Source organism: Proteiniphilum propionicum (assembly GCF_022267555.1).
Taxonomy (GTDB): domain Bacteria; phylum Bacteroidota; class Bacteroidia; order Bacteroidales; family Dysgonomonadaceae; genus Proteiniphilum; species Proteiniphilum propionicum.
Map to the genome: position 1 here is coordinate 498391 of NZ_CP073586.1, position 13837 is coordinate 512227.

The 13837-nt window shown below is 44.0% G+C and carries 10 protein-coding genes; 7 read left to right on the forward strand and 3 right to left on the reverse strand.

From position 1 onward, the window contains the following. The 5 genes from dprA (at window position 1) to cysK (ending at window position 4901) form a co-directional block, all read left to right on the forward strand. Complete coding sequence (dprA, locus tag KDN43_RS01865) at window positions 1-1110, forward strand: DNA-processing protein DprA (protein WP_238868005.1); 1110 nt, start codon at window positions 1-3, stop codon at window positions 1108-1110. 77 nt (window positions 1111-1187) lie between these two features. After that, window positions 1188-1649 (forward strand): thioredoxin-dependent thiol peroxidase, encoded by a 462-nt coding sequence (gene bcp / locus KDN43_RS01870; RefSeq protein WP_238868006.1) that lies wholly within the window; start codon window positions 1188-1190, stop codon window positions 1647-1649. Window positions 1650-1769: 120 nt separating this feature from the next. Beyond that, window positions 1770-2786 carry a recombinase RecA gene (recA, locus tag KDN43_RS01875; RefSeq protein ID WP_238868007.1) on the forward strand — a complete coding sequence of 339 codons (1017 nt, stop codon included), beginning with the start codon at window positions 1770-1772 and terminating at the stop codon, window positions 2784-2786. A 303-nt stretch (window positions 2787-3089) separates the two neighbouring features. Continuing rightward, entirely contained in the window at window positions 3090-3911 is an 822-nt protein-coding gene (gene epsC, locus KDN43_RS01880; RefSeq protein WP_238868008.1) for a serine O-acetyltransferase EpsC, read from the forward strand. 81 nt (window positions 3912-3992) lie between these two features. Beyond that, a complete protein-coding gene (gene cysK / locus KDN43_RS01885; RefSeq protein ID WP_238868009.1) occupies window positions 3993-4901 on the forward strand; it encodes a cysteine synthase A in 909 nt (302 codons plus the stop codon). On the opposite strand, the gene mfd is transcribed toward cysK, so the two are convergent. Further along, window positions 4882-8226: a transcription-repair coupling factor gene (gene mfd / locus KDN43_RS01890; protein ID WP_238868010.1), complete on the reverse strand. Its 3345-nt coding sequence runs from the start codon at window positions 8224-8226 to the stop codon at window positions 4882-4884. The genes cysK and mfd overlap by 20 nt on opposite strands. A 68-nt stretch (window positions 8227-8294) precedes the next feature. On the opposite strand from mfd, the gene KDN43_RS01895 reads away from it, so the two are divergent. Together KDN43_RS01895 and glgP are read left to right on the forward strand one after the other, a co-directional pair. Next, window positions 8295-9995: a glycosyltransferase family protein gene (locus KDN43_RS01895; protein ID WP_238868011.1), complete on the forward strand. Its 1701-nt coding sequence runs from the start codon at window positions 8295-8297 to the stop codon at window positions 9993-9995. Window positions 9996-10162: 167 nt separating this feature from the next. Further along, window positions 10163-12727, forward strand: a complete 2565-nt coding sequence (gene glgP / locus KDN43_RS01900; RefSeq protein WP_238868012.1) for an alpha-glucan family phosphorylase — start codon at window positions 10163-10165, stop codon at window positions 12725-12727. Between the two features lie 137 nt (window positions 12728-12864). On the opposite strand, the gene KDN43_RS01905 is transcribed toward glgP, so the two are convergent. Together KDN43_RS01905 and KDN43_RS01910 are read right to left on the reverse strand one after the other, a co-directional pair. Beyond that, window positions 12865-13344 (reverse strand): helix-turn-helix domain-containing protein, encoded by a 480-nt coding sequence (locus tag KDN43_RS01905; RefSeq protein ID WP_238868013.1) that lies wholly within the window; start codon window positions 13342-13344, stop codon window positions 12865-12867. Continuing rightward, on the reverse strand, window positions 13331-13756 hold the full coding sequence (locus KDN43_RS01910; RefSeq protein WP_238868014.1) for a hypothetical protein: 426 nt from the start codon (window positions 13754-13756) through the stop codon (window positions 13331-13333). Before KDN43_RS01910 ends, KDN43_RS01905 begins: the two co-directional genes overlap by 14 nt. Between the last annotated feature and the right edge of the window lie 81 nt (window positions 13757-13837).

A 13837-nucleotide genomic window follows, 5' to 3' on the forward strand; every position in this document is an offset into this window, starting at 1 on the left:
ATGGCAACAGACAAATCTTTATACCGGATAGCACTCACTCAGATAAAAGGCGTGGGAGTGATGCATGCGCGTAACCTGCTGAAAGTAATAGGTGATGAAGAGGCTATTTTCAGAGAGAGCGTAAGCAGGTTAGAAGCCATTCCCCGCATCTCGAGACAACTTATCAGGGAGATACGTGATCCTGAAGTGCTGAGAAGGTCTGAAAAAGAGCTGGAGTTCATCACTAAAAACAACCTTCAGCTACTTTTTTTCACCGATCCAGGTTACCCCAGGCGGCTAACACAATGTATTGATGCTCCATTGTTGCTCTATGCCAAAGGGAATACCGATTTCAACCACGAAAAAACAATCAGTATTGTAGGTACACGCAACGCTACAGGGTATGGGCTCGATTATTGCAAGAAGTTCATCCGCGAGATCTCTTCAAAAATCCCTGATATTCAGATCATCAGCGGACTGGCATACGGAATAGACATCTGCGCTCATCGCGCTGCACTGCAACATGGCTTATCAACCATAGCCGTACTGGCCCACGGGCTTGACAGAATATATCCTCAATTGCACCGCAATACCGCTGTAAAGATGCTTCAAGACGGAGCCTTGCTAACTGAGTTTCCAAGTGAAACAAATCCTGACAAGCATAATTTCGTGAGACGGAACCGTATTGTCGCGGGCATGGCAGATGCAGTGGTAGTAATAGAATCGGGAGTAAAAGGCGGTTCACTAATCACTGCCGATATCGCGAATTCATATTTCAGGGAGGTATTTGCCCTGCCCGGTCGTGTTCATGATAAGATGTCAACCGGATGTAATCGGCTGATATCCGACAATAAAGCGGTATTACTGCAGAGTACCGATGATTTTATTGCCCACATGGGATGGGAAACAAAAGAAAAAGAGACTCTCCCTGTACAACAAGAGCTGTTCCCGGATCTGTCGGAAGAGGGAAAACAGATTTTCAGTGCTCTGGAAAGATCCGGCTCAATGCATGTGAACAAGCTCGCCATTGAACTCAACACACCCGTTCCGGAGCTATTCATGACTCTCCTGGAGCTGGAAGTGAAAAACCTAGTAGAATCACTGCCGGGAGGAATGTATAAACTGACGTAAAAATAGACAATTATTCATTTTCCGGCTACCGATTATTTTCTTATCTTTGACGAGTAACCCACTTAAAAAACTATTCAATGGCTTTATATATTGGCGACAAAATACCCGAAATCCTGGGAACTGACCAGAACGGAAAGACAGTGAAAATGAGCAATTTTGCAGGGAAAAAGCTTGCCCTTTACTTCTACCCAAGAGACAACACACCGGGATGCACGGCTCAGGCATGTAGTTTGCGCGATGGCTACACTGAACTTCTCAGGGCCGGTTACGAGATAGCAGGCGTAAGCATAGACAGTGAAACATCGCATCAAAAATTTATTGATAAGTTTTCACTCCCCTTTCCTCTTATTGCCGATACCGATAAAAAACTGGTAGAACTGTTCGGCGTTTGGCAGGAGAAATCCATGGCGGGCAAAAAATACATGGGTACCGTTCGTACCACCTTCCTTATCGATGAAAACGGCATTATACGGCACATCATTGAGGGTAGAAAAGTGGATACAAAGAATCATGCAAAACAGATATTAGAGATGGGATAACGCCATTGGCAAAGGTGCGTCACACACACTTTAATTGCATTGTCCCCCGATTTAGATGTTTGTTTCTTTGAAAGAATCGTCTGAAAGATCAACTGAATTATCAATCAAACAAAAAATAATATGGCAGAAGAAATAAAGGACAACAAAAACAATGAAAAACTGAAAGCGTTGCGTGCCGCAATGGACAAGATTGAAAAAACATACGGCAAAGGCTCCATAATGATTATGGGTGATGAGAAGGTGGAAGAAATGCCGGTGATCTCTACCGGATCAATAGGATTAAACGTGGCTTTGGGCGTGGGCGGATATCCACGGGGCCGTGTAATTGAAATTTACGGGCCGGAATCGTCCGGTAAGACCACACTTGCTATCCATGCTATTGCAGAAGCTCAGAAAGTAGGTGGCGTGGCTGCTTTTATTGATGCAGAGCATGCATTCGACCGTTTCTATGCTGAAAAATTGGGTGTTAAGACAGACGACCTGCTTATTTCACAACCCAGCAGCGGCGAGGAAGCACTGGAGATCGCTGAACAGCTTATCCGCTCTTCCGCTGTGGATATTATCGTGATAGACTCTGTTGCCGCACTCACTCCTAAAAAAGAGATCGAAGGAGAAATGGGGGACTCCAACGTGGGGCTTCAGGCACGTCTGATGTCACAGGCGCTCAGGAAGCTTACTGCCGCAATAAGCAAAACAAACACCACCTGCATTTTTATTAATCAGCTTCGTGAGAAAATTGGGGTCATGTTCGGTAATCCTGAAACAACTACCGGCGGCAATGCTTTGAAGTTTTACGCATCGGTGCGCCTCGATATCCGAGGCAACGGTTCTCCCATAAAGGATGGAGAAGAACAGATAGGAAGGCCGACGCGCGTAAGGGTAGTAAAAAACAAAGTTGCACCTCCATTCAAAAAGGCAGAATTCGATATCATGTTCGGTGAAGGTATTTCTCGTACCGGTGAGATTATTGACTTAGGAGCAGATCTGAACATCATCAAAAAGAGCGGTTCGTGGTACAGCTACAACGATACCAAGTTAGGACAGGGACGCGATGCAGCTAAAGCTGCAGTGAAAGATAATCCCGAACTGTCGGAAGAGCTTGAAAAGCTCATTTTTGAGGCATTAAAAACAAAATAACAGTTTTAAGAAACGAGATTTTCATTTGGGAATCTCGTTTCACTTTAAAATTATTTAGAAGCCATGCCAACCCTGACACCCCCACCCTCCCTCTCGTCATCTTAGCAGGCGCCAACCCAGTCTGGTCATCAAATAAACTTTATTATGCGAATCTATAGGAATTTAACACTGTCCGGAATAAATCTGTCCGGAATAAATCTGCTCGAAAAAAACGGATGCAGTTCTCCCGGGAACAAACAGGCGTGTTATCCGTTTATCTATCAAAAGCAACTGCATTAAATTTCTTTCTAAACTCACATCATAATGACCAACAATACTTTAGAACTTATACAACAGTTCAATCCCCCACCAATCAGCATTCCTATCAACAAATGCGAACTGGATAAAATTATCGATTCTTTTATCACCTTTATGTTTCCCATATGCGATTGTCCCAAATCGCATAATGTACACGGAGGGTTGATTGAAACTGCGGGTTTATTTCACTCTAACATAGCCGCACTAACCAGTGAAAAAAAGGCTGATGATATTACTGAAGAATTTTTCAGTAGATTCCCCACACTTCAAAAACGGCTATTCGAAGACGCCACCTGTTATTTGAAGTTCGATCCGGCAGCCAAGACTCTTGAGGAGGTAATTATAGCTTATCCCGGCTTTTACGCTCTATGCGTGCACCGTATTGCCCACGAGATCCATCACCTTGGTGTGCCACTTATTGCCAGGATCTTCTCCGAATATGCTCACTCAAAGGTGGGCATCGACATCCACCCTGCAGCAAAAATAGGGAATAATTTCTTCATGGATCACGGAACCGGAATAGTGATTGGCGAAACCACCCAAATAGGCAACAATGTGAAGATATACCAAGGTGTTACACTCGGAGCATTATATGTTGAAAAGAAGTTATCCGATGTAAAACGGCATCCTACCGTTGAAGACAACGTGGTAATTTATGCAAATGCAACAATTTTAGGAGGAGAAACTGTAATCGGTCACGACTCCACCATAGGCGGTGGTGCATGGCTCACACAAAGCGTAATTCCCTATTCTATGGTTTACAATACCGTAGATGTAAAAATAAGAACCGTAAAAGATTTTATTCACCCGAATGATTTTGTGATCTGACGCTCTTTCAACCGTTCTTACAACTATTAATACAAACAGGAGCATAGTATCACTCATATCATTCCAAACAGCAAAATAGTTATGAAGTACAACAATATTTTAGAGGCAATTGGAAATACACCACACGTACGTTTAAACCGTTTATTCCCTGCACATGATGTATGGATTAAACTGGAGAAGCAGAACCCTGGAGGCAGCATCAAAGACCGCATTGCATTATCGATGATAGAAGATGCCGAAAAACAGGGTATATTGAAACCAGGTGACACCATCATAGAACCCACTTCGGGTAACACTGGCGTAGGTCTCTCATTTGTTGGTGCTGTTAAAGGGTACAAAGTAATCATTGTTATGCCCGAATCGATGTCGGTTGAACGTCGACGCTTAGTGGCTCTTTACGGCGCAAAACTTGTTCTGACCCCTCGTGAGAAGGGAATGAAAGGAGCCATAGAAAAAGCCGAAGAGATAAAGAGCGCTACTCCCGGTTCATGGATTCCTCAACAGTTTATGAATAAATCCAACCCAAATGTACATGCTGAAAAAACGGCAAAGGAGATACTCAACGATTTTCCTGAAGGCCTTGACTATCTTATTACAGGTATCGGTACGGGAGGCCATATCACCGGTGTTGGAAGAGAGTTGAAGAAAAAATTCCCTTCCTTGCAGGTGATCGGTATTGAACCTGCCGATTCACCCTTCATCACCGAGGGGAAGCAGGGACCACACGCTATTCAGGGTCTCGGGGCGGGTTTTATTCCCGACATTCTTGATCTTACCATCATAGACAGTGTTATAAAAGTGACCAGGGATGAAACTTTTGATTATTCCAGACGTCTTGCCCGCGAAGAGGGTATCGTAGGAGGCATTTCCACCGGCGCGGCTCTGGCTGCAGTAGCGCAGAAAATAACTGAGCTAAGCGACAGGAAGCGTATTCTCACTTTCAATTACGACACCGGCGAGCGCTATCTATCTATAGAGGGGCTGTTTTGAGCATATCCTCAAGAATAGCTACTCCATTCTCCACTGTTTCCACGTTACTGATCATTACAGACCGTTTTTTTCCATTCTCCCGCAGCCGGCATTGCCGCGGATGGAGCTGCACATAATTTAATAAATTATCAAATATTGATGAGCTGTAATATGGAGATTCCGGATCTGAGATCAGGAAGAGAGTCATTTGCCCGTTTTTCAGTACAATCTTTTCCAATCCCAGCGATTTCGCAATACGACGAAGCCTCACTATTCTAATCAGCTCTTTACCCTGTTGCGGTATTTTTCCAAATCTGTCCTCTATCCGCCCGGTAAAATTAAGTATTTCCGTTTCTGTCTCCATACTGTCAAGCTCACGGTATATAGCCACCCTCTCCGAGTCGTTTGGTATATATGTAGCCGGAAACATCAGCTCAAGGTCGCTTTCCACAAGCACTTCATCAACGAAGTTCAGATCCGATGCTTTTATCTCCTGCTGTTCCTTATAGAGTTCCGAAAACTCATCTTTCCGAAGCTCGTGTACAGCTTCGGAAAGGATTTTCTGATAAGTTTCATAGCCCAGGTCGGCTATAAACCCACTCTGTTCCGCTCCCAGCAAGTTGCCTGCCCCCCTGATATCCAGATCCTGCATGGCAATATGAATACCGCTACCCAGCTCTGCAAAGTTCTCTATCGCCTGCAATCTTCGTCGCGACTCACTGCTCAACGTGTAAAGAGGTGGGGCAAGCAGGTAGCAGAACGCCTTACGGTTACTTCGCCCCACTCTTCCCCTCAACTGATGCAGGTCGCTCAACCCGAAATTATGTGCATCCATCACAATAATGGTATTCACATTGGGCATATCAATTCCCGACTCTATTATGGTCGTGGCAATAAGCACATCATGCTCCTGGTTTATAAAGTCGGCAATTACCTCCTCCAATTTTTTCGGATCCATCTGCCCATGTCCCACAGCTATACTTACTCCCTTAATCTCCCGTTTTATAAGAGCCTCTATCTCGTAAATATTCTTGATACGGTTATTCACGATAAACACTTGTCCGTTCCGGCTCATTTCAAAATTCACTGCATCGCGAATAATTTCCATATCGAATGTATGAACTTCGGTCTGCACCGGATAACGGTTTGGCGGAGGCGTTCCTATGGTTGAAAGGTCACGCGACCCCATAAGTGAAAACTGTAAAGTCCTTGGAATGGGCGTAGCAGTCATAGTGAGTGTATCTATATTCACCTTCATCTGTTTCAACTTCTCTTTGGTTGAGACACCGAATTTCTGTTCCTCATCGATGATAAGCAATCCCAGGTCCTTGAATTGCACATCCTTTCCAACCAGTCTGTGAGTACCTATGATGATATCTATTTTACCATCTTTCAGATCGCTGAGGATCGACTTTTGCTCTTTTGACGATCTCGCACGGCTCAAATAATCCACTTTAACCGGGAAATTCGCCAGCCTCTCACTGAACGTATGATAATGCTGTGTAGCCAATACAGTGGTCGGCACCAGTAAAGCAGTCTGCTTGCCATCAACTGCAGCCTTGAAAGCGGCACGAATAGCGATCTCTGTTTTGCCGAAGCCCACATCTCCACAAATAAGCCGATCCATGGGACGCTCGCTTTGCATATCAGCCTTTACATCGCGTGTAGCTTTTATCTGGTCGGGCGTATCTTCATACATGAACGAAGCCTCCAGTTCAGTCTGCATATATGTGTCCCTTGAGTAAGCAAAGCCCTTCTCCTGCAGTCGTTTGGCGTATAACCTAATCAGGTCGCGTGCAATATCCTTGATCTTCGATTTTGTACGCTCTTTCACCCTTTCCCATGCGCCGGAGCCCAGTTTGTTCAGTTGCGGCTGTTCACCCTCCTTTCCCTTATATTTAGAAATCTTATGCAGCGAGTGAATTGATACAAACACCGCATCGTTATTCAGATAAGTAAGTTTAATCACCTCCTGCACCTTATCTCCTATACGAAGCCTCACCAGACCCGCAAACCTGCCAACACCGTGATCCATATGCACCACATAATCGCCCTGTTGAAGCTGATTTATCTCTTTTAGTGTAAGTGTCAGCTTGCCTGAGCGTACTCTGTCGGATTTCAGGCTATATTTGTGAAAACGGTCGAAAATCTGATGATCGGTAAAACAGCAGATTTTCAGTGTCTCATCCGAAAAACCTTCATGCAAAGTTTTATTCACCGGAATAAACGGGATGGGGTCGTCGCGATCTTCAAAAATGTGGTAAAGACGTTTCTGTTGCTTTTCGCTATCGCTTAGTACATATATTGTATAGCCATCATCAATGAACTGATGAAAAGAGCTGCTCACCAAATCGAAGTTTTTGTGATAGAGCGGTTGCAAAGAAGTCTTGAAATCGATGGATGCATCGGGTGTATCTGCCATCTTAACATCGAAACGAAGTTGTTTGAATTGTTTTAAGCCCTTAATAAAATCATTTTTCGATAACATGTCTGCCTTTACAAACTCCACATCTCTGACATCAATATGCAGTAAATCATCATTTAGCGACTCCACACGGCTTGATATCCAGCGAATATCTTCTATCCCTATAACCGAGGTTGCCGGGAGGTAGTCGAACAGCGATGCCTTTCCGGAATCAGAATTCACAAATTCCGGAACGATGCGTATATGGTTGAATTTCTCATTAGAGAGTTGGGTCTCCGGATCGAAATTTCTGATGGTTTCCACCTCATCTCCAAAAAAATCAATACGGTAAGGGAACTCACTTGAGAACGAGAATACATCGAGAATGCTACCCCTAAGGGCATACTGTCCCGGTTCATACACATAATCAGTATATTGAAACCCGTAACTGTCTAACATCTCACTCACGAATGACGAATCAATCCTTTCACCCACCGACACATTAAGTGTATTCTCCCTGAGTAGCACTGCTGAAACGGTTTTTTCCGCCAGCGCATCGGGAAAGCTTACAATAATCAACGGGCTGCTTTCTCCCTGCAGCCGGCACAATAACTCTGTTCGCAGTACCTCGTTTGCCGCATCAGGCTGTCCGTATTTTGCAGCCCTCTTATATGCAGAGGGAAAGAACATCACATCACCAGGCCCGATAAGCTGTAAAACATCGTGATAGAAATAACCTGCTGTTTCCGCGTCATTCAGAATATACAGGTACGTTCGCGGATGTTTCCTGTACATTCCCACGGCAAAGATGGCCCGTGACGACCCCTGCAAACCCTTTACCGATAAAATGTTAACATTTTTCAGTAATGAATCCGCCGCCGCCACATTAGGATGTTTTTCAACCCTTAGCTGTAGTTTATCAATTTTTATTGTTTCAACCATTCATAGAAAGTGCAAAGTTAAGTCATTTTTTATTATCTTTGTCGCGTTTATTCAAGAAAAGGATTTATATGCAGACAGATGCCAGGCATACACCTAACTACATTTTCGAAACCAGTTGGGAAGTATGCAACAAGGTAGGTGGTATCTACACCGTATTATCAACCCGGGCCAATACCCTTCAAAGTATCTATAAAGACAGAATATTCTTTATAGGCCCCGACATCTGGCTTGAAAAGGAGAGTCCATGGTTCAAGGAAGATCCGGCACTTTACGCATCATGGCGCGACTTTGCCTTGCACAATCAGCATCTCGAAATCAGAGCTGGCCGCTGGCTGGTGCCGGGAGAGCCTATTGTTTTTCTGGTGAAATTCAAACCATTCTTTGAGAAGCAGAACGATATCTACACAAAGATGTGGCTTGATTATGGGGTGGACTCGATAGCTGCATACGGCGACTATCATGAATCAGCAATATTTGCATACTCCACGGGACTTGTTATCGAGAGTTTTTATCGTTTCCACCATCTCGAGGCCGACAACGTAATCGCCCATTTCAACGAATGGATGCTTGGCACCGGCGCACTCTATATTAAAAAGTACGTACCCAAGATTGCCACCATCTTCACCACTCACGCCACCTCGTTAGGCCGCTCAATAGCCGGCAACAATCTTCCTCTGTATAATCATTTAAAAGGATACAACGGCGATCAGATGGCACGCCAGCTTAATATGGCTGCCAAACACTCTTTAGAGAAAAAAGCTGCTCTAAACGTCGATTGTTTCACCACTGTGAGCGAGATAACAGCTTCAGAATGTGCCCAGTTCCTTAATCGCCACCCCGATGTTGTCACTCCCAACGGATTTGAGAAAGATTTCATTCCAAAAGGAATTACCTACGACCATGCACGTAAAAAGGGTAGAAAAGTATTAATGAACGTAGCGGAGAAGACTCTCGGGCACGCAATCCACAGAGATGCGTTACTTATAGGCATCAGTGGAAGATATGAATATAAAAACAAGGGAATAGATGTTTTTATTGATGCGATGAACCTGCTAAGGAAAATGCCGCAGCTGACAAAAGATGTAATTGCTTTCATCATGGTCCCCGGTTGGATTAGTGGGCCGCGTAAAGACCTGCAGGCACTCCTTTTGGAAGACAATACACCACCTGAAAAGAATGACTCATCGCAGGGTTGCCCTTATGTTACTCACCAGCTTGTTGACCCGCAACACGACATTGTAATGAGCCGTCTGAGGCATCTTGGTATCTGTAATTCTCCCAATGACAGGGTAAAAATTATCTTTGTTCCCTCATATTTAAATGGCGACGATGGAATTTTCAATCTTCCCTATTACGATCTTCTTATAGGCCTCGACATGTCGGTGTTCCCTTCATACTACGAGCCTTGGGGATATACCCCGCACGAGAGTGTGGCCTTCTCCATCCCCACCATCACCACTTCACTTTCAGGATTCGGGGTGTGGGCCAAAAAGAGGAGTGATAAAAAAAATGGGCTTGACGATGGAATTCAGGTGATTTACCGCAACGATGAAAATTACATGGATGTTGCCGAGGAGATTGCCGGTCTCATAAGCGATTTTTCGCTGAAGAGCAGCGAACAGGTAAAGATGCTTAAACACAGTGCCTCCACACTATCAGACAAAGCCGACTGGCCACATTTCATCTCTTTCTACCAGGAAGCCTACAGCAAAGCTTTGCACAACTCGTTCATCAGATTGTCAAAACCGTATAAACTTAAAGCAGATTAGAAACATAACGTTTGCAGCAGCATCTAATGGTGTTTAACAATGTTTTTTAGGCTATTAACATTAAAATCATTATAATTGCATCTGTATCGTTCAAAATCTTGACATGGTAATGTTTTCTACTCTACCAAATAAAATCAACCTATAATAATTAAGTAAAACTAACAACAATGATTATTCAGTCAAGTTATTCAAATACACCCGTATGGAAAGATATTCATGTTCATTCAGAATTACCTGCCCAGTTGCGGCCGCTAAAAGAGATTACACAAAACCTATGGTGGGTATGGAATGAGGAGGTAAAAGCAATTTTAGAGACCCTGGACCCCGACGAGTGGGAAAAAAGCGGCAAAAACCCGGTTGAGATGCTGCAGAATCTACAACCCAATATCACTGAGAATGTGGTAAATAATCATGAGCTCATGCGACGGATCCAGCATATTTACGACAACTTTAAAAACTATATGAGCATTCCACATGACAAGGAGCGCCCAAGTGTAGCCTACTTCAGTATGGAATACGGGTTATCTCACGTATTGAAGATCTACTCGGGTGGCCTTGGCATTCTTGCAGGAGACTACCTGAAGGAGGCCAGTGACAGCAACGTTGACATGACTGCGGTAGGTTTTCTCTACCGTTACGGATACTTCACCCAGACTCTTTCTATTGACGGTCAACAGATAGCCAACTACGAACCTCAGAACTTCGGCAGCCTGCCCATAACACAGATGATGAATCCTGACGATACTCCAATGATTCTAACCGTACCCTTCCATGACCGCCTCATCTATTCTAACGTATGGAAGGTGGCCGTGGGGCGCATCAACCTTTATCTGATGGATACCGATATTGAGCAGAACAGCGATTACGACCGCTCCATCACCCACCAGCTGTATGGCGGTGACTGGGAGAACCGTATGAAACAGGAATATTTACTGGGCATTGGCGGCATCCTTCTTTTAAAGAAGCTGGGCATCAAAAAGGATGTGTATCATATGAACGAGGGACATGCAGCCTTTATAAATGTGCAGCGTCTGCGCGACTACGTGGTTGAAGAGAAGCTTTCGTTCCGCGAAGCCCTGGAGGTTGTTCGTGCCTCATCGCTATATACGGTTCACACCCCGGTACCTGCAGGTCACGACTATTTTGATGAATCGCTCATAGCCAAATACATGACACCCATTGTTCAAAAGATGGGTATTCCCTGGCAGCAGTTCATGGACATGGGGCGTGCCAATCCAGGCACAAACGAAAAATTCTCCATGAGTGTGTTCGCCCTGAATACTGCACAAGAGACAAACGGTGTGAGCAAACTGCACGGTGCCGTATCCCAAAAAATGTTCCAGCCGGTCTGGAAAGGCTACTTCCCCAAAGAGCTGCATGTAGGCTATGTGACCAACGGCGTGCACCTGCCAAGTTGGGCTACATCTTCGGTAAAGGCGCTTTACGAAAAGTATTTCGGCGATTCGTTCTTTAATGATCAGTCGAATCCCGAAATATGGAAAAAGATTTACGATGTGAGTGATAATGAACTGTGGGCTCTCCGCATGCATCTGAAGAAGAAGCTAGTTGACTATATCCGGATTGAGTTTACCGAAGGATGGCTAAAGAACCAGGCCGATCCTTCCAGGATCATGAGCATGCTAGAAGAGGTGAATCCCAACGCTCTGCTAATTGGTTTCTCACGCAGGTTTGCCACCTACAAACGGGCACATCTGCTTTTCACCGATTTAGAAAGGTTGTCCAGAATTGTCAACAATCCCAAATACCCGGTTCAGTTTATTTTTGCCGGTAAGGCACATCCTGCCGATGGCGGCGGACAAGGGCTTATCAAGCAGATTGTTGAAATTTCGCGTCGTCCCGAGTTCCTTGGCAAGATCATCTTCTTAGAGAATTATGATATGCGCCTTGCCAAGAGATTGGTTTCAGGCGTGGACATCTGGCTTAACACCCCTACCCGTGCACAGGAAGCATCGGGCACATCGGGCGAGAAGGCCGAGATGAATGGTGTTCTCAACCTTTCCGTGTTAGACGGATGGTGGTACGAAGGATACAGGGAGGGCGCCGGCTGGGCATTAACCGAAAAAAGGACTTACGACAGCCAGTCTTTCCAGGATGAGCTTGATGCTTCTACCATCTATTCTATGCTTGAGAACGAAATCATACCGTTATATTACGCTCACAACAGCTATGGTTACTCTTACGAATGGATACAGTACATCAAAAAATCAATGGCTGAGATTGCACCCAACTTCACCACAAAACGAATGATGGACGACTATTACAATCTTTTCTACAATAAGCTGGCAAAGCGTTCACATATTCTCCAGGCTAACAATTACGCTAAAGCAAAAGAGATTGTAAAATGGAAGGAAGACACTGCATCGAAATGGGATAAATTCGAAGTAATCAGGCTTGAGTTCAATCCTAACCAGAAGGTAGATTTCGACAACAGCAACAAAGAGATTTACGGCCGTGTTGTCATCGACAAGAAAGATATGGCCTGCGATTTTGGTGTTGAGTGTGTAGTTGTTGACCACGACACAATGACAAAAGAACCGCAATTTATTGATTCGTACGAGTTTGAGCTTGTAAAGAAAGAAGGCACCCTGTTGTATTTCGAAACAAGCAAGTCGCCCAACGATCCCGGAACACACCAGTATGGAATACGAATATTCCCTAAAAATCCCGATCTGCCCCACAGGATGGATTTTGCATATATGCGCTGGATATAATCCTTCAAGCAATCTGATATTGGAAAAAGCGCCCTCTCACGAGAGGCGCTTTTCAATTTCACCATACACAAGGAAATTTTTAATCCAACCTATTTAATAGAGATTGTGTTAACAAATCTATTTGTAAAAAAGCAGAGTCAGATAGCGTTCGATAATCTGCTCTTGTGAGGTGATATTCCAAATTTTTTACTGAATGCATTTACCAGGTGCGACACACTTTTAAAGTCATACATTTTTGAGATCTCTGTTATTGAGATATCAGAATTTTGTACCAATGAGTATATTTCCTCCATTTTCCGGTCAATCATCCATTGATATGGAGTCTGATCGAAGCTCTTCTTGAAATGTCGGGTAAATGTCCTTAAACAGTCGTAATGACACAGGTTAGCCAGTTCTTTCACGTTTCTTGCCGATGAATAGTTCTTCAGAACGTTATTCTCGAAAATTTTCGATTTAGATGTTCGGGGAATCAGTTTAACAAGTACTACTTCCTTATCGGGCATTGAGCTCACCTTACTTTTGAGCCCATCCGAGAATGTGAAAGTGCATGAAGCCACATCCGTAAGCAAATATTTACGAATACCTCCCGATCTTTCTTTTCTGTTAATTGTTTCCATACATTCCTTTCTTAAATGTTCCTGTAAATGTCTCGGTACCCAACATAATGCGAATGGTATACTTGTCTGCAGGAAGCCCGGACAGGCTTACAACGTCAAATCCCATATCATACACTTCAAAATAGTACTGTTTTGCACCTTTTGATCCAATTATTTCCACCCATGCTCCACCACGGTAGTTCTGTACTGAGATTGTGACAATATTCCTGGAGCTGTGAGCTTCCACTAAAACCGGTTCAGCAACAGTCATGCTCATCATAGTGCGAGAATTCGCAATCCGGGTTGTACCACCCTCTCTTCCTAATTCAATTCTATCTTCCAAATCATCCTTTACCTCATTTGTTATAGTTGAGGGCAACAGAAGTGCAATTGGCACAACAATCAAGAATAACGACAACATAGTTTTTTTCATACTGCTATTATTTTTTTGTTTTAGGTGAATATAACTAAAAATAATTATTTTGTAATGTTAAATATTTTTCATGCGCGTTTC